Below are 17,380 nucleotides of genomic sequence, written 5' to 3' on the forward strand. Positions count from 1 at the left end.
TCCATGACCAGGTCCGCCGACTGTTTTCGGCAGGCAAAGCTTAGGTTAGCCTTACCTTCGCTCGCTACCGGCAGTCGTCACCGGAGGACTTTCCATGCCCGCGCGCCTACGTGCCCTGATCACCGTGCTGTGCACGGCCGTACTGGGAGCCCTGCTGCTCCCGGTCACCGCCGCGCACGCGGACAGCAGCACCGTGCGGGGAGGCCGGCTCGACTGGGGGATCAAATCGTCCTTCCAGAGCTATGTCACCGGCCCGATCGCGAAGGGGAGTTACTCCCTCACCGGCGGCGCGGCGACCGTGGGCAGCAGCCAGTTCCGCTTCCCCTCGGCCACCGGCACCTACGACGGCACCACCGGCGCGTTCAACGCCTCCTACGCCGGCGGGGTCCACTTCGTCGGCCACAAGGAAGCCAACGGCAACCACCAGCTGGACCTCACGCTCAGCCGCCCCACCGTCCGCATCTCCGGCGCCACCGGCACGCTCTACCTGGACATCGTCAGCAAGGCGAAGGGCACCGGGACGGTCACGACGTCCTCGCAAGTGCCCTTCGCCACCCTCGCGTTGGGCGGCATCAACATGAAGGGCGGCGGCACGTCGGTCGTCCTGAACAACCTGCCCGCCACCCTCACCGCCCAGGGCGCCAAGTCCTTCGCCGGCTACTACACGGCCGGCACCGCCCTGGACCCGGTCAGCCTCACGGCGGACATCCAGGCGACCAAGGCCACTTCATCCCCCTCGCCCACCAAGTCCGCGGCGAAGAAGGAGAAGAAGCCGGCCGCCACCGACGCCATCAAGGACGGCGCCGCCGACTGGGGCGTGCGCCGCACCTTCCGCGAGTACGTCACCGGCGACATCGCCCGCGGCAAGTGGACGCTGTCCGACGGAGCCGAGGACGGCGGCGCCCTCTTCCGCTTCCCCGAGGGCGAAGGGACGTACGAGAAGGGCGAGTTGACCGCGAACTTCACCGGCGCGGTCCGCTTCACCGGCGAGCAGGGCCTCGACCTGAGGCTGAGCGCGGTGCGGGCCGCCGTGAAGGACGGCAAGGGCACTCTCTACGCCGACGTCACGAGCGCGGACTTCACCGGCAAGAAGGTCCCGCTGGTCACCTTCGTCGCGAAGGGCCTCAAGGCCACCGACGGACTGGTGAAACTGACCGAGGCCCCCACGAAGCTCACCGCCCAGGGCGCCAAGGCCTTCGGCGGCATGTACCAGGCGGGCACCGCGATGGACCCGGTCTCGCTGGCCGTCGCCCTCACCGACGACGCCGTCCTCCCGGCCCTGCCCGACCTGGGCAGCGCACCCACCCCGAGCCCCACGCCCTCGAAGGCGTCCGCCGAACCGGTCCGCGCCGCGAGCGCCACCGACAGCGACGACGACGGCTTCCCGGTCCTCCCGGTCGGCCTCACGGCCGGTGCCCTGCTGCTGGCGGCCGCCGCCTACGCGGTGCTCCGCGCCCGCCGTACCCGCGGCACAGCGGACAAGGGCTGATCCCCCCCCACAAACGCCACCACCACCATCATCACGAGGAGACGATCCCGCCATGCCAGCCGCCACCCCCAGATCCATCGCCCTCGCCGCCGCCGTCGCGGTCACCCTGGGCGCCGGCGCGTTCGCCGCGACCAGCGCGTCCGCCGCCGAAGTGCCGCTCAGCGGCTACGAGTTGACGTGGGGCATCAAGGAGTCGTACCGCACCTACGTGACCGGCGCAGCGGCCGGCACCTTCACTCCGGCGGCCGGCGCCTCGCAGGCGTCCGGCAACGGCGCCTTCACCTTCGTCAAGGGCGCGGGCAGTTACGACTCCGACGCGCACACGGTGGACCTCGCCTTCGAGGGCAGCCTGAACATCGTCTCCAAGCTGCACGGCTTCGAGATCACGCTGTCGGACGTCCAGTTCGACAGCAAGGACGCCGAGTTGACGGCGGACGTGACCAAGAGCGGGACGACGACACAGGACGTGCCGCTCGCGAAGGTCACCGTCACGCGCGACATGAAGGCCATGGCGACCACGCTGACCAAGGAGGCCGCGGACACCTTCGGCAGCCCCGGCTACGAGGGCGCGGCGGGCGACCCGCTGACGGTGACGGCTCCGACGCCGCCGAGCTCGCCCCCGCCGTCGACGACGCCCACCCCGACCCCGACGCCCACGCCCACTCCGACCACCACCCCCACCGCGACGCCCACGACCGCCACCGCCACCCCCTCGCCGACACCCTCCGAGTCGGAGTCCGAGCCCGCGACCGAGGGCGAGATCCTCGACGGCAAGCTCGGCTGGGGCGTGAAGGAGTCCTTCCGCACCTACGTGCTCGGCAGTGTCGCCAACGGCAGGATCACGGCGTCGGACGGCGCGACCCAGGCCACCGGCAACGGCGCCTTCACGTTCCCGGACGCGACCGGCTCGTACGACAACGACGCGGACACCCTCTCCGCCGCCTTCGAGGGCGCGGTGAACTTCAAGGGCCATGAGACGAACGGCACTTACGCCCTCGACCTCACCCTCAGCGGCCTCGAAGTCGCCCTCGACGGCGGCAAGGGCGAGCTGACGGCGGACGTCACCAGCCTCGGCAAGACGACCGACGACGTGGTCCTGGCCGACCTCAAGACCAACGACGCCACCCTCACCCCCGAGGACGACGTCATTACGGTCGACGGCATCACCGCGACCCTCACCGAGGCCGGTGCGAAGGCCTTCAGCGGCTACTACACCTCCGGCACCGAACTCGACCCCGTCACCCTCTCGGTGGCCCTCAGCGACGACGCCACCCTCCCGTCCGACGGCAGTTCGAGCGGCACCGGCACCTCCTCCGGCGGCTCGGGCACGACCGGCGGCACCACGGGCGGCACGACCGGCTCGACGACGGGCGGCATCAGCGGCGGCCTCGCGTCGACCGGCTCGGACGTACCGGTCGCCGCCCTCGGCACGGCCTCGGCGGTCGCGGTGGCGGCGGGCGCGGGAGTCGTGTTCGCGATGCGCAGGCGGCGTACGCAGGCGTAGGTCTCCGCCGGACCGGGGGCACAGGGAACCGCCTGTGCCCCCGGGATGCTTCAATTCCCGCGTGACCGACTACGACGTGCTCCGCGTCTTCTGCGCACCCAATGGCGGATACGGCAACGAACTCGCCGTCGTCCGCGAGGGTTCGACCGTGCCCGACCCGGACGAACGGCAGGCGTTCGCGGGCAAACTCGGCTTCAGCGAGACCGTGTTCGTCGACGACCCCGAGCGCGGAGTCATCGACATCTACACGCCCACCCTGCGCCTCCCCTTCGCCGGCCACCCCTGCGTCGGCTCGGCCTGGCTCCTCGACGTGCCCGAACTGGTCACGCCGGCCGGGGTGGTGGGCGCCCGCCTCGACGGCGAGTTCAGCTGGATCGAGGCCCGCGCGGAGTGGGCACCGCCACGCACCCTGCGCCAGTACGCCACGGCCGCCGAGGTCGACGCCCTGCCGGTGCCGCCGCCGGGGGAGTGGATCTACGCCTGGGCCTGGGAGGACGAGGCCGCCGGACGCGTCCGCGCCCGCGCCTTCCCCGGCCGAGACGACGGCATAGACGAGGACGAGGCAACGGGCGCGGCGGCACTGCTCCTGACGGACCAGTTGGGACGAGCACTCAACATCACGCAGGGGGCGGGGTCACAGATACTGACGGCTCCGCAGCCGGAGGGATGGGTGGAGGTCGGCGGGCGGGTGTTTCTGGAGCGCTAGGTCAGGCGCTGAGGGAGAACTCTTCGCCCAATGCCCTGAACACCCCTGTGTTCAAAGCGAACGCGTTCTTGCACTCGGCCACGATCCGCTGCTTCTCCAAGTCGTCCGCCCGCACCGCGTCCAGCAGCTCCCGATAACCCCGCTTGAACGCCGCCGGGTTGGCGATCTCCTCGAAGACATAGAACCGCACGCCGTCGCCCTTGCGCGCGAAGCCCCACGTCCGCTCCGCCTTGTCGCGGATGATCTGGCCGCCGGAGAGATCGCCGAGGTAGCGCGTGTAGTGATGGGCGATGTACCCGGCCGGCCACTGCTCGGCACACTCCCGCACCCGGTCCGCGTACGCCCGTGTCGCGGGGAGCGCGGTCAGGCCCGACCGCCAGTCGGCGCCCCGCAGATGCGTCAGGTCCCGCTCCAGCGCGGGCAGCCGGAACAACTCCGCCTGGATGAAGGGCCCGGCCACCGGATCCGAGGCCAGCCGCGCCGCACCCGCCTCCAACGCCTCGTACACGAACCACAGTTGCTCGGTGTAGCGCGCGTACGCGTCCACCCCCAGCCGTCCGCCGAGCAGGTCGCTCATGAACGTGGAGGTCTCCGCCTCCACGTGCTGCTCGTGGGACGCGGTGCGGATGACTGTCGAGAAGGAGTCCATGCGCGCCATTTTCTGAGGTAAGCCTTACCTAAGTCAACAGCTTCCCGACTTTTGGTCGGTAAAGATGCCGACAGTCTGTCGGTAAAAGAGTACAAGAAAACGGCCCGCCCTCCGAGAGAGCGAGCCGCAGCGGTCTCCGGGGCTACGGGAGTGTGAGGATCTCCGCCCCCGACTCCGTCACCACCAGCGTGTCCTCGAACTGAGCCGTCCGCTTCCGGTCCTTCGTGACGACCGTCCACCCGTCGTCCCACATGTCGTACTCGTACGTCCCCAGCGTCAGCATCGGCTCGATCGTGAACGTCATCCCGGGCTGGATGACCGTCGTCGCGTGCGGGCTGTCGTAGTGCGGGATGATCAGCCCGGAGTGGAAGGACGAGTTGATGCCGTGGCCCGTGAAGTCCCGGACCACGCCGTAGCCGAAGCGCTTGGCGTACGACTCGATGACCCGGCCGATGATGTTGATCTGCCGGCCCGGCCGGACGGCCTTGATCGCGCGGTCGAGGGCCTCCCGGGTCCGCTCCACCAGCAGTCGCGACTCCTCGTCGACGTCCCCGACCAGGTAGGTCGCGTTGTTGTCGCCGTGCACCCCGCCGATGTACGCCGTCACGTCGAGGTTGACGATGTCGCCGTCCCGCAGCACGGTCGAGTCCGGAATGCCGTGGCAGATCACCTCGTTGACGGAGGTGCACAGGGACTTGGGAAAGCCGCGGTAGCCGAGCGTCGACGGATAGGCGCCGTGGTCGCACATGTACTCGTGCGCCACCTTGTCCAGTTCGTCGGTGGTGACGCCGGGGGAGATCAGCTTCGCGGCCTCCGCCATCGCCCGCGCGGCGATCCGCCCGGCGACACGCATCGCCTCGATCGTCTCGGGCGTCTGCACCTCGGGGCCGGTGTACGGCGCGGGTGCGGGCTTGCCCACGTACTCGGGGCGGCGGATGTTTCCGGGTACCTGACGGGTGGGGGAGAGCTCCCCTGGTACGAGCAGCGACTGGCCAGACATGCCAGCGAGTCTAACGAGCCGCCGTGGGGGAACATGTCGGTGGCGAGAGGAGCAGGTCATGGCCTTGTTCAAGAAGCGCACGGTCGGCAAGCCGGGCGAGTGGTACTACTGCCTCGAACACAAGACGGTCGAGGAGGGGCCCGACTGCCCCGGCAAGAACCGTTTCGGGCCCTACGCGAGCCGCCAGGAGGCCGAGCACGCGATGGAGACGGCCCGCGAGCGCAACCTGGAGTGGGAGAACGACCCCAACTGGCACGACGCCCCCAAGGGCGGCGCCGACGACAAGTGACCGGGCCGGCGCACGGGTCCGGGCATGGGTACGCGCCTATGCCTGGGCCCGCGCCTGGCTCGCCGGCGTCACCGCCGCGGTCGCCGTCCGTTGCGCACGCACGCGTGCCGCGTGCTCGTTGGTCCGTTCGTCGTAGCGCATCAGCCCCGGCAGGCACAGCGCCAGCAGCCCCACCGCGCCCGCGCACAGCAGCCCGCCGGACCAGACGGACGCCCGTACGCCCCACCAGGCGGCGAAACCGCCGGCCCTGACCTGGCCGAGGGTGGGTCCGACGGAGTACGAGAGCAGTTCGATCCCGGCGAGCCGGCCCCGTAGCTCGTCCGGGATCGTCTGGTTCCACATGGCGCTGCGGAAGATCCCGCTGACCATGTCGCAGCTGCCGGCCACGGTCAGGAAGAGCAGCACCAGCCATACGTTGCCGACGATGCCGGCGCCCGCGATCGCCAGGCCCCACAGCGCGGCCGACAGCGCCACCATCCGTCCGTGCCGGTGCACCCGCGAGGTCCAGCCGCCGGTCAGGCCCACCAGCATCGCCCCGAACGGGACCGCCGCGTACATCAGGCCCAGCGACCACTCGGCGTCCAGCTCGTCCGCGAGGAAGGGCAGCAGGGCGAGCGGCATCGCCAGGAACATCGCGGCCAGGTCGACGGCGTAGGTGCCGAGCAGTTCCTTGCGGCTCCAGGCGTACCGGGCGCCCTCGACGATCGCGGCCAGCGACGGCTTCACGGCCTCGCGCGCGGCGGGGGCGGCGGCGATGCGGACCATGAGGACGGCGGAGACGACGAACGTCAACAGGTCGGCGCCGTACGCCCAGCCGAGGCCCGCGTACGCCACGACCACGCCCGCGAGGGCCGGTCCGGCGACCCCGCCGACCGTCCAGCGCAGGGCGTTCAGCGAGGCCGCGGCCGGCAGGTGCTCGTGGGCCACGATCCGGGGCCAGAGCGAGTCGAGCGCGGGGCGCTGCACGGAGACCAGGGCGGAGGAGAGCGCGGCGACCACGTACAGCGGCCAGACGGCGGGGCTCGGCACCAGCGCGTTGAGCAGCAGCAGCGCGGACAGCACGCCCTGGCCTGCCTCCGTCCACAGGATCAGCTTCCGCTTGTCCAGGGCGTCGGCCAGCGCACCGCCGTACAGCCCGAACACGATCAGCGGCACCAGCTCCACGGCGCCGATCGCCCCGACGGCCGCGGCGGACTCGGTGAGTTCCTTGATCTGCACCGGTAGCGCGACGAACGTCAGGAAGCTGCCGAAGGTCGAGATCATCCCCGAGAACCACAGCCGCCGGAAATCCCGCGAGGCCCGCCAGGGGGCGAGATCGGGCAGCAGACCGCGCAGGCGGGAGGGAGGTTCGGGGGCGTCTTCGGTCACGAAGGGCCATGTTCGGGCCGTATGGCTGCCTGGGGCAAACGCTTTTCCGACCGCCCCACCTGCGGCGCCCTACCTTCGGCGTCCCGCCCTACGCGGCTACCAGCGTGCCGGTGGCGGTGCCGTCAGCTGGTCCGCCAGCCGGGACAGCCGGTCCCTGAAGCGGCGGTGGCCCCGGGGCGCGGGGAGCGGGGTCTCGCCGGCCGCCGCGCTCACCAGGTGCTGGACGGTGTCGAGGTCCAGCTCGGAGCCGTCCGGAACCGTCAGCGACTCGTGGGCCAGGGAGATCAGTTGCTCCTCGCCGGGGCCCAGGGCCAGGACCGTCGCGCCGGCCCGGCGGGCGTCGTGCACACGCTCCAGCAGCGGCACGTCCGGTCCGCCCGGCGACACCACGAGCAGCGTTTCGCCGCGCCGGGCCGCCGCCAACCGGCCGAGACCGACGGCCAGATGGGCCGGGTCCGCGGCCTGCGCCCCGTGCCGTACGAGGGTCGGTGCCAGCTCCGGCGTACCCGACCAGGCGGCCTCGTCGACGAGGTGGGCCGCCAGGTGCCAGGGCTCGTACTCCGGGGTGCCGACGAGGAGCAGACCGCCCCCGTGCGAGACGACCGACCCGCGCAGCGCCCCCGCGAACCTCCTTGTGGCGCCCAGCCATTCGGTCCCGGCGAGCACTTCGCGCAGCAGCGCGACACGTACGGCGTCCATGCCCGCATCCTGCACCAACCGGCCGTTCGTGACCCGGAGTTCACCGCGAATTCGCCCAAGTTGGGCAATCGGGTCAGTTATCGGAGATCAACGACGATCACGAGGAGTACGTCCATGGCAGAGGCCACCGTCCCCTTCCGTGCCGGCCGCGAGGGGTACGCCAGTTATCGGATCCCGGCGGTGGTCCGCACCGCCGCCGGCACGCTGCTCGCCTTCTGCGAGGGCCGGGTCGCCTCCGCGCGCGACTACGGCCACATCGACATCGTGCTCAAACGCTCCACCGACGGCGGCCGCACCTGGGGCCCGCTCCAGGTCGCCGCCGACAACGGCACCGACCTCGCGGGCAACCCCGCCCCCGTCGTCCTCGACACCGGCCGCATCCTCCTCGTCCACGTCCGCTCGGCGGCCACCGCCTCCGAGGACCTCATCCTGCGCGGCCAGGTGACGGACGCCGACGGACGCCGGGTCTGGGTCCAGCACAGCGACGACGACGGCCTCACCTGGTCGGACCCGGTCGAGATCACCGCGTCGGTGAAGCGGCCCGGCTGGCGCTGGTACGCCACCACCCCGGGCCACGCCCTGCAGTTGAGCACCGGCCGGGTCGTCGTCCCCGCCAACCACACCCTGCCGCCCACCGGCACCGACATCGGCAACGAGGCCAAGTACAACAGCGGCCACTGCCTGCTCAGCGACGACCTGGGCGAGACCTGGTACCTCGGCTACCTCGACGAGAACACCAACGGCTACATCAACTGCAACGAGACCACCGCCGCCGAACTCCCCGACGGGCGCGTCTACTTCAACACCCGCAACGACTCCCCGTCGCCCGGCAACCGCGCCGACGCCCACTCCACGGACGGCGGCGAGACCCTGCACACCCCCTTCCGCCCCCAGGCCGGCCTCACCGGACCCGTCTGCGAGGGCAGCCTCCTCCAGCTCGACGACCCCGACGTCCTCCTCTTCTCCGGCCCCGCCCTGCCCGACGGCCGCGCCCTGATGACCGTCCGCGCCTCCACCGACAGCGGAAAGACCTGGCGCCCGGTGTTCACCGCCGACGGCCTGCCCGCCGCCTACTCCGACCTCGTCCGCGTCGACGCCCGGACGGTCGGACTCCTCTACGAGACCGGCGACTTCGGGGCGTACGAACGAGTCGTATTCCGCACAGTGCCCGTGACGGCGCTCACCTGACCGGCGAGGGGGGTCGGGCCGCACGTACAGTCGGCCCATGACCTCTACCGACAGTGCTGCACAGACCCCCGCGAAGGCCCCCGCCAAGGACCCGTGGGACCTCCCCGACGTCTCCGGTCTGGTCGTCGGCGTCCTCGGCGGGACCGGGCCGCAGGGCAAGGGCCTCGCCTACCGGCTGGCCCGGGCCGGCCAGAAGGTGATCATCGGCTCGCGGGCCGCCGACCGCGCGCAGACCGCCGCCGACGAACTCGGGTACGGCGTCGAGGGCGCCGACAACGCGGAGACCGCGCGGCGCAGTGACATCGTGATCGTCGCCGTGCCCTGGGACGGCCACGGCAAGACCCTTGAGTCCCTGCGCGAGGAACTGGCCGGCAAGCTGGTCGTCGACTGCGTCAACCCGCTCGGCTTCGACAAGCAGGGCGCCTACGCGCTGAAGCCGGAGGAGGGCAGCGCCGCCGAACAGGCCGCCGCCCTGCTGCCGGACTCCCGGGTCGCCGCCGCCTTCCACCATCTCTCGGCGGTCCTGCTCCAGGACCCGGAGATCGAGGAGATCGACACCGACGTGATGGTGCTGGGCGAGGAGCGGGCCGACGTCGAGATCGTCCAGGCCCTGGCCGGCCGCATCCCCGGCATGCGCGGAGTCTTCGCGGGCCGGCTGCGCAACGCCCACCAGGTGGAGTCCCTGGTCGCGAACCTGATCTCGGTGAACCGCCGCTACAAGGCACACGCGGGGCTGCGCGTCACCGACGTGTGAGCGGGTGGGGGAGACTGGTGGGTGCCCATCAGTTTCCCCCGCCCCTCGACAGGAGCCGATCGAATGCCCCGCCTAGCCCTCTACGCCCTCGTCGTCTGCGTCCTCGCGGTGGCCGCGGCGGTCGTCTCCTTCGTACAGGGCAGCTGGCTCGGGATCGTGTGGGTGCTGCTGGCGGGGCTGTCCAGCAACATGTGGTGGTACTACGTGAAGCGCGGCAAGGCGACCGGGTCCGGCCCCGTCACCCGCTGACCGAGCAGAACTCGTTGGTGCCCTGCCAGAACCGGTACAGCTCCTGACCGCAGTAGGTCGAGAAGTCGCCGATGCCCAGGCCGCGCAGGATCGCGTCGATCACGTCGAAGAACTGGGTGTTGATCGCCGGCACCCACAGCAGCGCGAACACGAACAGCAGGCCGAACGGCGCGAACGGCTCCACCTGGCGCTTGATGTTGTACGACAGCCAGGGCTCGATCACGCCGTAGCCGTCCAGGCCCGGCACCGGCAGGAAGTTCAGGATCGCGGCCGTGACCTGGAGCAGCGCGAGGAAGGCCAGCGCGAACTGGAAGTCCCGCGGCACCCCGTCCAGCGCGTGCAGCCAGAACGGCGCGGTGCACACGGCGGCGAACAGCACATTGGTCAGCGGACCGGCCGCCGAGATCAGACTGTGCTTCCAGCGCCCGTGGATCCGCCCCCGCTCGATGAACACGGCCCCGCCCGGCAGGCCGATCCCGCCCATGATCACGAAGAGCACGGGGAGCACGATGCTGAGCAGGGCGTGCGTGTACTTCAGCGGGTTCAGCGTGAGATAACCCTTGGAGCCCACGGAGATGTCGCCGCTGTGCAGCGCCGTACGCGCGTGTGCGTACTCGTGCAGACACAGTGAGACGATCCAGGCGGCCGTCACGAACAGGAACACGGCCACGCCGGGCTGCTCGGCGAACCCCGTCCAGGTGGCCCATCCCGTGACCGCCGTGACGGCCAGGATCCCGAGGAAGACGGGACTGATCCGGCGGTCGCTGTGGCGGGTGGTGGCGGTGGTCATCGGGCTCCCTGGACTGAATGCGCGCGCGGTGGGACTGCCCGACGGTACCGGGCGTAGGGGGAAAACGTCTCGCGAAGGGTCCTTGGTTCCGGGGAAGGTGGGGGGATGGGGCGACGGGAAGTGGCAAGGCGCGCGAAGCGTGGGGCGAGGCCGCGTTCGAGTTCGGCTCCCTGAGACCGCCGGATCCCCCTGAGCCCGCAGAAACCCTCTGATCCAGCCCCCTCGCCACCCCGTGTACCCGAACCCCGTGACCGGCCCCGATATGACCGGAGACAATGGACCCCGTGCGCTATCGCATTCTCGGCACCACCCAGGCACTGCGCCCCGACGGTACGGCCGTCCCGGTCGGCGGGACGCGGCTGCGTGCGCTGCTCACCGTGCTCGCGCTGCGGCCCGGGCGGACGGTGCCCGCGAGCCTTCTGGTGGACGAGGTCTGGGGCGGGGACCCACCGGCGGACGCGACGGGCGCGCTGCAGGCGCTGGTGGGGAGGTTGCGCCGGACGCTGGGTGCCGAGGCGATCGCCTCGGCGGAGAGCGGGTACCGGCTCGCCGTCGCCGCCGACGACATCGACCTGCACCGGTTCGAGCGGCTGACCGCTGAGGGGCTGCGGGCGCTGGCCGACGGCAACCCCACCAAGGCGGCGGAGGCTCTGGACGACGCGCTCGCCCTGTGGCACGGCCCGGCCCTGGCCGACCTGCCCGACCGCACGGGGGAGGCGTCCCGCTGGGAGACCCGGCGCCTGGACGCCCGCCGGGCCCGGCTCACGGCCGCCCTCGCCCTCGGCGACGCGGACACGGCCCTGCCCGAACTGACCGCCCTGTGCGACACCCACCCCCTCGACGAGCCCCTCCAGTCCCTGCGCCTCAAGGCACTGCGCGCCACGGGCCGCACGGCGGAGGCACTGGTCGCCTACGAAGACGTACGCCGGCTGCTCGCGGACCGGCTCGGCTCCGACCCGGGGCCCGAACTGCGCGCCCTGCACGGGGAGTTGCTCCGGTCGGCGGACGGCGGGGAGACGGTTGCCGCGAGCGATCCTCGGGCCCAGGCCGTCGCCGCTCCGACCACGCCCGGCGGTCTCCCCGCCCCACCGCTCGGCAACCTCCGTGCCCGGCTCACCTCCTTCGTCGGCCGGGAAGCCGACATCGATGCCATCCGGGGCGACATCGCCACCGCCCGGCTGGTGACGCTGCTCGGGCCCGGCGGTGCCGGGAAGACACGGCTGTCGCAGGAGGCCGCCGAGAAGGTGCGCTACGCCACCCGGGACGGGGTCTGGCTGGCCGAACTCGCGCCCGTGGACGACCCGGACTCCGTGCCGGAGGCCGTGCTCACCGCCGTCGGCGCCCGCGAGACCGTGCTGTACGGCGCCGGCGCCGAGGCCATGCGGGCCGCGGGCAGCGACCGGCACGACGATCCCCTGGACCGGCTCGCCGAACACCTCGGCAAACGCCGCATGCTGATCGTCCTCGACAACTGCGAGCACGTCATCGACGCCGCCGCCCGTCTCGTCGAGGAACTCCTCGCCCGCTGCCCCGAACTGACGGTGCTCGCCACCAGCCGTGAACCCCTCGGCGTACCGGGGGAGTTGCTGCGGCCCGTGGAGCCGCTGCCCGAGCCGAGCGCGCTGCGGCTGCTCGCCGACCGCGGGGCCGCCGCCCGGCCCGGGTTCCGGGTCGAGGACGACCCCGAGGCGTGCGCCGAGATCTGCCGCCGGCTCGACGGACTGCCGCTGGCCATCGAGCTCGCGGCCGCCCGGCTCCGGATGTTGACGCCACGTCAGATCGCCGACCGGCTCGACGACCGCTTCCGGCTGCTCACCTCCGGCAGCCGTACCGTCCTGCCCCGCCAGCAGACCCTGCGCGCGGTCGTCGACTGGTCCTGGGACCTGCTCGACGCGGACGAACGGGACGTCCTGTGCCGCCTGTCGGTGTTCGCCGGCGGCTGCGACCTCGCCGCCGCCGAAGCGGTGTGCGGCCCGGTCGCGCTGGAGGCGCTGGGCTCGCTCGTCGACAAGTCCCTTGTCGTGGCGGCCCCTTCGGGCGACGACGGCATGCGCTACCGGCTCCTGGAGACCGTCGCCGAGTACGCGGGCGAGCGCCTCGACGAGACCGGCCTGCGGGCCGGCACCGAGCGCGCCCACCTGACGTACTACCGCGAACTCGCCCGCACCACCGACCCGTTGCTGCGCGGCCCCGGCCAACTCGCCGCCATCGAGCTGCTGGAGCGCGAGTACGAGAACCTGCGCACCGCCCTGCGGCACGCCGTCGCCGAGCGCGACGAACAGGAAGCCCTCAGCCTCGCCCTGTCGCTGGTCTGGTACTGGCAGATGCGCGACGCCCGCATCGAGGCCCGCAACTGGTGCGCCGAGGTCATGACGCTCGGCCCCGACCCCTTCGCCGTCCCGCTGCGCCGCGCCCTCCCCGTCCGGGAGCGCAGCACCGACATCCCGCCCCCGCTGACCGGCGAACTCCTCGCCGAGGCCCGCCGCGGCATCCACCTCGCCCATCTCGCCTGCATGGACACCGAGTTGGCGGCCTGGGAGTCCCCGGCGGCAAAGGAGAAACTGCGCCTGATCACCGAGGCCTACGAACCCGGCATGCCGCAGACCTGCCGCACCCCCGCCATGCTCTGGTTCTACGCCGTGATGCTGACCGGCAACGTGGAGATGCTGCCGAGGATCCTCGACGCCTGCGTCCACACCTGCCGCACCACCCCCGGCATGGAGTGGGAGCTGGCCGCCACCCTCCAGATGCGCGCCAACCTCCTGGCCAACCGCAGCGACTGGGCCGGTGACGCCTCCCGTGACGCCGACGAGTCGCTGCGGATCTTCGACCGGCTCGGCGACGCCTGGGGCACCGCCGAGGCGCTCTCCGCACGCGGCGAGGCCCGGGAGCGGATCGGCGAGTACGTGCTCGCCGCGGGGGACTACGAGGCGGCCACCGAACAGGCGCAGCGGCTGGGCGCCCGCGGTCAGGTGGCGGTGCTGCAGGCGCGGCTCGGCAGCGCGCTCATCGAGGCGGGCGAGCCCGAGCGGGGCGAGCGACTGCTGCGCGAGGTGATCGAGCGCAAGGACGGCTCCGGCAACGAGGCCATGCCCGCCGCCCGGATGTTCCTCGCGGGCCGGCTCGCCACCACCGGCCGGATCGACGAGGCGCGCAGCCAACTCGTGGTGCTGCGAAGGGAGTTCGAGATCTCCCACTTCCTGGTCTTCGACGCCTTCATCCTCGGCGGGGAGGCCTGGGTGGAGGCGGCCGCGGGCGACTACGACCTCTCCCTGGAGAAGGTCCGCAAGGCCTTGGACCGGTCGGCCGACCCGCTGTCCAGGGCCATGGCCCCGCACATGCGCTCCCTGTACCTGGCCCTCGCCGCGATCAGCATGTCCGAGGTCGACGGCGGCCGCCGGGCCCGCGACGCCGCCCGCTGCCTCGGGGCCGGTGTGGCGAACCTGCCGCCCGGCAACTTCTCGACGTCCATGGAGCGCGAGGTGTTCGAGCGGGCCGAGCGGTACGCCCGCGCGGCGCTGGGCGACGCCGAGTACGAGGCCGCGTACGCGGAGGGCGGCGGCCTCTCCCTGGAGGAGGCCGCCGCCCTGGTGCAAGGCTCTGGCTGACGCGCACCGATGGTGAAGGTCAGTTCTTGGTACGGAACTTGTGGATCGCGACCGGCGCCATGACCGCCGTCAGCCCCACCGACCAGGCCAGCGTCACCCACAGCCCGTGGGCGACCGGGCCGCCGACCATCATGCCGCGCGCCGCGTCGGCGAGCGAGGACAGCGGGTTGTAGTCGGTGAAGTTCTGCAGCCAGCCCGGCATCGAGTCGGTCGGCGCGAAGATCGACGAGCCGAACTGCAGCGGCATCATCACCAGGAAGCCCATGGCCTGGACCGACTGCGCGCTCTTCATCGTGACGCCGAGGGTGATGAACACCCACATCAGCGCCGAGCCGAACACCGTGGCCAGACCCACGGCACCGAGCATCCCGGTCCAGCTGGTGATGTTGAACCCGACCAGCACGGCCACGACCATGAGGATCACGCACGCGGCGAGCATGCGCATCAGCTCCACCACGATCTTGGCGATCAGCACCGAGCCGCGGCCGATCGGCAGGGACCGGAAGCGGTCCATGACACCGGAGTTGAAGTCCGTGTTGAAGCCGGTGCCGACGCCCTGGGACATGTTCATCCCCATCATCGCCAGCAGCCCGGGGATGACGTACTGCACGTACGCCTCCTGGCCGCCGCCCAGCGACTTGCCGATGGAGCCGCCGAAGACGTACACGAACAGCAGGGTGAAGATCACCGGGAAGAGCACGGCGTCGAACATCGACTCCGGGTCCTGGCGGATCCACAGCAGGTTGCGGCGGATCAGCGCGCCGGTGTGCCGGAAGTGGTTGCGCAGCGGGATATGAGCGTCCGTGACGCCGGCGGGTGCGGTGATCGTGGCGGCGCTCATACGGCGACCTCCTCGCGGGTGTCGGTGGGCACGGCGTCCTGCGGGGCACTGGCCTTGTGGCCGGTGAGCGAGAGGAACACCTCGTCCAGGCTGGGCAGTTCGGTGGTGATCGAGCCGATGGTGATGCCGCGCGCGGTGACCGCGCCGACGATCGCGGTCAGCTGCTCGTCGCTGAGGATCGGCACCAGGAGCGTGCCGCTCTCGGGGTCCACGGTCGTGGTGGCGAGCCCGGTGATGCCGAGCGCGTCCAACGCTCCGGCCAGCGGGCGCAGCTCCAGCGGGTCGACCGGGCGGATGCGCAGGGCACGGCCGCCGACCTTCGCCTTCAGCTCCTCGATGGCGCCGCCGGCGATGACCTTGCCGCGGTCCACGACGGTCAGCTCGGAGGCCAGCTGCTCGGCCTCCTCCATGTACTGGGTGGTCAGCAGGACGGTCACGCCCTCGCCGACCATGGACTTCACCTCGGCCCACACCTCGTTGCGGGTGCGCGGGTCCAGGCCGGTGGTCGGCTCGTCGAGGAAGAGCACCTGCGGGTGCCCGATCATCGAGGCGGCGAGGTCCAGCCGGCGCCGCATACCGCCGGAGTAGGTGCTCGCCGGGCGCCGGGCTGCCTCGGTGAGCGAGAACCGCTCCAGCAGCTCGTCGGCCCGGGCGCGGGAGTCCTTGCGGGACAGGTCGAGCAGCCGCCCGATCAGGTAGAGGTTCTCCCAGCCGGAGAGCTTCTCGTCGACCGAGGCGTACTGCCCGGTCAGCCCTATCACCTTGCGCAGTTGGCGGGGCTGGCGCAGGACGTCGTAGCCGACGACGTTGGCCTGCCCGGAGGTCGGGGCCAGGAGGGTGGACAGGATGCGTACGAGGGTGGTCTTGCCGGCGCCGTTCGGCCCGAGCACACCCATCACGGTGCCCTCGCGCACGTCCAGGTCGACGCCGTCCAGCGCCTTGGTCTCGCCGTAGTGCTTGACCAGCCCCCGCACGGTCACGGCGATGTTCCCGCCGCTGGGGTTCTTGTCGATTCGCGTCATGCCGATGACAGTTCCAGACGCCACCGACAAACGACCGACAGGTCACCGACAGGGATATGTCGGTGACCTGTCGGTGCCGACATCCGACCGATACGAACCGGACAAAGGCGACAGCCCGCCGACGGGGGATTTCGGCGGGCTGTCTCTGTGCCGCAGTGGCTCTCTTGGCGGGCTGGCCTTAGTGGACGGAGTGCTCCTCCAGCGGGAACGTTCCGCCGACCACGTCCTCCGCGAACGCCTGCGCCGCGTTGCTCATGACCTCACGCAGGTTCGCGTACTGCTTCACGAACTTCGGTACCCGGCCCGGCGTCAGCCCGAGCATGTCGGTCCAGACCAGCACCTGCGCGTCCGTCTCCGCGCCCGCGCCGATGCCGACCGTCGGGATGTGCAGCACCCGGGTCACCTCGGCCGCCAGTTCCGCCGGCACCAGCTCCAGGACGACCGCGAACGCGCCCGCGTCCTGCACCGCCTTCGCGTCGCGCAGCAGCTGCTGGGCCGCCTCCTCGCCACGCCCCTGCACGCGGTACCCCATCGCGTTCACGGACTGCGGGGTCAGGCCGATGTGTGCCATGACCGGGATGCCGGCCTCCACCAGGAGGCGGATCTGCTCGTGCGAGCGCTCGCCGCCCTCCAGCTTCACGGCGCCCACCCCGGCCTCCTTGACCAGCCGGGTCGCCGAGCGCAGCGCCTGCACCGGGCCCTCCTGGTAGGAGCCGAACGGCAGGTCGCCGACGATCAGGGAGCGGGTGGTGCCGCGGACCACGGCCGCCGAGAGCATGGTCATCTCGTCGAGGGTGACGGGTACGGTCGTCTCGTACCCGAGGTGGCAGTTGCCCGCCGAGTCGCCGACGAGGATCACCGGGATCCCGGCCTCGTCGAAGACGGACGCGGTCATCGCGTCGTAGGCGGTGAGCATGGGCCACTTCTCGCCACGGTCCTTGGCGAGGGCGATGTCGCGCACGGTGATACGGCGTGTGCCCTTGCCTCCGTACAGCGTCTTGCTGCCGTCGGAGGGGCTGTTGTGCACAGTCGGGGCAGCCGAAAGCTGCGTCATTGCAACGGCTCCTTCGGTCATCTCGAGGCACCCTGACGGTGTCCCCGGATCACCTCCATGGTGGCACCTCGTGCCAGGGAGGGCCAGAGGGGTCTCCGTCACTCCGGGAGCGGACGAGAGGGCGGAGGAAGGGTACGTAAGAGATGAGTAAAAGATTTACGATACGGGAC

Annotated in this window: 16 protein-coding genes; 8 read left to right on the forward strand and 8 right to left on the reverse strand. The window is 71.5% G+C overall.

All coding sequences use genetic code 11. The features are described 5' to 3' along the window. Positions 1-94 precede the first annotated feature (94 nt). The 3 genes from ACWDR3_RS00855 (at position 95) to ACWDR3_RS00865 (ending at position 3,699) form a co-directional block, all read left to right on the forward strand. A complete protein-coding gene (locus ACWDR3_RS00855) occupies positions 95-1,489 on the forward strand; it encodes an HtaA domain-containing protein (RefSeq protein ID WP_450349677.1) in 1,395 nt (464 codons plus the stop codon). 52 nt (positions 1,490-1,541) lie between these two features. Further along, the gene (locus tag ACWDR3_RS00860; protein ID WP_450349678.1) at positions 1,542-2,993 is read left to right on the forward strand and encodes an HtaA domain-containing protein; all 1,452 of its coding nucleotides are present in this window, start codon (positions 1,542-1,544) and stop codon (positions 2,991-2,993) included. Between the two features lie 61 nt (positions 2,994-3,054). Further along, positions 3,055-3,699, forward strand: coding sequence for a PhzF family phenazine biosynthesis protein (locus ACWDR3_RS00865; protein ID WP_450349679.1), 645 nt, complete (start codon positions 3,055-3,057; stop codon positions 3,697-3,699). Position 3,700: 1 nt separating this feature from the next. Here the strand turns inward: ACWDR3_RS00865 and ACWDR3_RS00870 are convergent, their stop codons facing one another. Together ACWDR3_RS00870 and map are read right to left on the reverse strand one after the other, a co-directional pair. Further along, positions 3,701-4,348 (reverse strand): biliverdin-producing heme oxygenase, encoded by a 648-nt coding sequence (locus tag ACWDR3_RS00870; RefSeq protein ID WP_450349681.1) that lies wholly within the window; start codon positions 4,346-4,348, stop codon positions 3,701-3,703. Positions 4,349-4,490: 142 nt separating this feature from the next. Then, positions 4,491-5,348, reverse strand: a complete 858-nt coding sequence (map, locus tag ACWDR3_RS00875; RefSeq protein ID WP_450349683.1) for a type I methionyl aminopeptidase — start codon at positions 5,346-5,348, stop codon at positions 4,491-4,493. 58 nt (positions 5,349-5,406) lie between these two features. On the opposite strand from map, the gene ACWDR3_RS00880 reads away from it, so the two are divergent. Then, complete coding sequence (locus ACWDR3_RS00880) at positions 5,407-5,637, forward strand: hypothetical protein (protein ID WP_450349684.1); 231 nt, start codon at positions 5,407-5,409, stop codon at positions 5,635-5,637. Positions 5,638-5,673: 36 nt separating this feature from the next. Here the strand turns inward: ACWDR3_RS00880 and ACWDR3_RS00885 are convergent, their stop codons facing one another. Then, positions 5,674-7,005 (reverse strand): MFS transporter, encoded by a 1,332-nt coding sequence (locus ACWDR3_RS00885; RefSeq protein ID WP_450349685.1) that lies wholly within the window; start codon positions 7,003-7,005, stop codon positions 5,674-5,676. 96 nt (positions 7,006-7,101) lie between these two features. Then, positions 7,102-7,704 carry a hypothetical protein gene (locus tag ACWDR3_RS00890; RefSeq protein ID WP_450349686.1) on the reverse strand — a complete coding sequence of 201 codons (603 nt, stop codon included), beginning with the start codon at positions 7,702-7,704 and terminating at the stop codon, positions 7,102-7,104. 114 nt (positions 7,705-7,818) lie between these two features. Here ACWDR3_RS00890 and ACWDR3_RS00895 point away from each other — a divergent pair, with 114 nt between their 5' ends. The 3 genes from ACWDR3_RS00895 to ACWDR3_RS00905 all read left to right on the forward strand — a co-directional run bounded on the left by ACWDR3_RS00895 (position 7,819) and on the right by ACWDR3_RS00905 (position 9,895). Further along, positions 7,819-8,892 carry a sialidase family protein gene (locus ACWDR3_RS00895; protein WP_450349688.1) on the forward strand — a complete coding sequence of 358 codons (1,074 nt, stop codon included), beginning with the start codon at positions 7,819-7,821 and terminating at the stop codon, positions 8,890-8,892. 37 nt (positions 8,893-8,929) lie between these two features. Further along, entirely contained in the window at positions 8,930-9,646 is a 717-nt protein-coding gene (gene npdG / locus ACWDR3_RS00900) for an NADPH-dependent F420 reductase (protein ID WP_450349689.1), read from the forward strand. Positions 9,647-9,709: 63 nt separating this feature from the next. Then, entirely contained in the window at positions 9,710-9,895 is a 186-nt protein-coding gene (locus ACWDR3_RS00905) for a hypothetical protein (RefSeq protein ID WP_450349690.1), read from the forward strand. Here ACWDR3_RS00905 and ACWDR3_RS00910 read toward each other — a convergent pair. Next, positions 9,885-10,685, reverse strand: coding sequence for a site-2 protease family protein (locus ACWDR3_RS00910; protein WP_450349692.1), 801 nt, complete (start codon positions 10,683-10,685; stop codon positions 9,885-9,887). The genes ACWDR3_RS00905 and ACWDR3_RS00910 overlap by 11 nt on opposite strands. Before the next feature lie 275 nt (positions 10,686-10,960). Here ACWDR3_RS00910 and ACWDR3_RS00915 point away from each other — a divergent pair, with 275 nt between their 5' ends. Further along, positions 10,961-14,293, forward strand: coding sequence for an AfsR/SARP family transcriptional regulator (locus tag ACWDR3_RS00915; protein ID WP_450349694.1), 3,333 nt, complete (start codon positions 10,961-10,963; stop codon positions 14,291-14,293). Between the two features lie 19 nt (positions 14,294-14,312). Here the strand turns inward: ACWDR3_RS00915 and ACWDR3_RS00920 are convergent, their stop codons facing one another. From ACWDR3_RS00920 to panB, 3 genes are all read right to left on the reverse strand, one after another. After that, positions 14,313-15,134, reverse strand: coding sequence for an ABC transporter permease (locus ACWDR3_RS00920; RefSeq protein WP_450349695.1), 822 nt, complete (start codon positions 15,132-15,134; stop codon positions 14,313-14,315). Continuing rightward, positions 15,131-16,156, reverse strand: coding sequence for an ATP-binding cassette domain-containing protein (locus tag ACWDR3_RS00925; RefSeq protein ID WP_450349697.1), 1,026 nt, complete (start codon positions 16,154-16,156; stop codon positions 15,131-15,133). Before ACWDR3_RS00925 ends, ACWDR3_RS00920 begins: the two co-directional genes overlap by 4 nt. 178 nt (positions 16,157-16,334) lie before the next feature. Continuing rightward, entirely contained in the window at positions 16,335-17,210 is an 876-nt protein-coding gene (panB, locus tag ACWDR3_RS00930; protein ID WP_450349699.1) for a 3-methyl-2-oxobutanoate hydroxymethyltransferase, read from the reverse strand. Between the last annotated feature and the right edge of the window lie 170 nt (positions 17,211-17,380).

Source organism: Streptomyces sp. NPDC001002, assembly GCF_053599215.1.

Coding starts and splice junctions, on each gene's coding strand:
- ACWDR3_RS00855 (WP_450349677.1), top strand. CDS start 95: ATGCCCGCGCGCCTACGTGCCCTGATCACCGTGCTGTGCACGGCCGTA.
- ACWDR3_RS00860 (WP_450349678.1), top strand. CDS start 1,542: ATGCCAGCCGCCACCCCCAGATCCATCGCCCTCGCCGCCGCCGTCGCG.
- ACWDR3_RS00870 (WP_450349681.1), bottom strand. CDS start 4,348: ATGGACTCCTTCTCGACAGTCATCCGCACCGCGTCCCACGAGCAGCAC.
- map (WP_450349683.1), bottom strand. CDS start 5,348: ATGTCTGGCCAGTCGCTGCTCGTACCAGGGGAGCTCTCCCCCACCCGT.
- ACWDR3_RS00880 (WP_450349684.1), top strand. CDS start 5,407: ATGGCCTTGTTCAAGAAGCGCACGGTCGGCAAGCCGGGCGAGTGGTAC.
- ACWDR3_RS00890 (WP_450349686.1), bottom strand. CDS start 7,704: ATGGACGCCGTACGTGTCGCGCTGCTGCGCGAAGTGCTCGCCGGGACC.
- ACWDR3_RS00895 (WP_450349688.1), top strand. CDS start 7,819: ATGGCAGAGGCCACCGTCCCCTTCCGTGCCGGCCGCGAGGGGTACGCC.
- npdG (WP_450349689.1), top strand. CDS start 8,930: ATGACCTCTACCGACAGTGCTGCACAGACCCCCGCGAAGGCCCCCGCC.
- ACWDR3_RS00905 (WP_450349690.1), top strand. CDS start 9,710: ATGCCCCGCCTAGCCCTCTACGCCCTCGTCGTCTGCGTCCTCGCGGTG.
- ACWDR3_RS00910 (WP_450349692.1), bottom strand. CDS start 10,685: ATGACCACCGCCACCACCCGCCACAGCGACCGCCGGATCAGTCCCGTC.
- ACWDR3_RS00915 (WP_450349694.1), top strand. CDS start 10,961: ATGGACCCCGTGCGCTATCGCATTCTCGGCACCACCCAGGCACTGCGC.
- ACWDR3_RS00920 (WP_450349695.1), bottom strand. CDS start 15,134: ATGAGCGCCGCCACGATCACCGCACCCGCCGGCGTCACGGACGCTCAT.
- ACWDR3_RS00925 (WP_450349697.1), bottom strand. CDS start 16,156: ATGACGCGAATCGACAAGAACCCCAGCGGCGGGAACATCGCCGTGACC.
- panB (WP_450349699.1), bottom strand. CDS start 17,210: ATGACGCAGCTTTCGGCTGCCCCGACTGTGCACAACAGCCCCTCCGAC.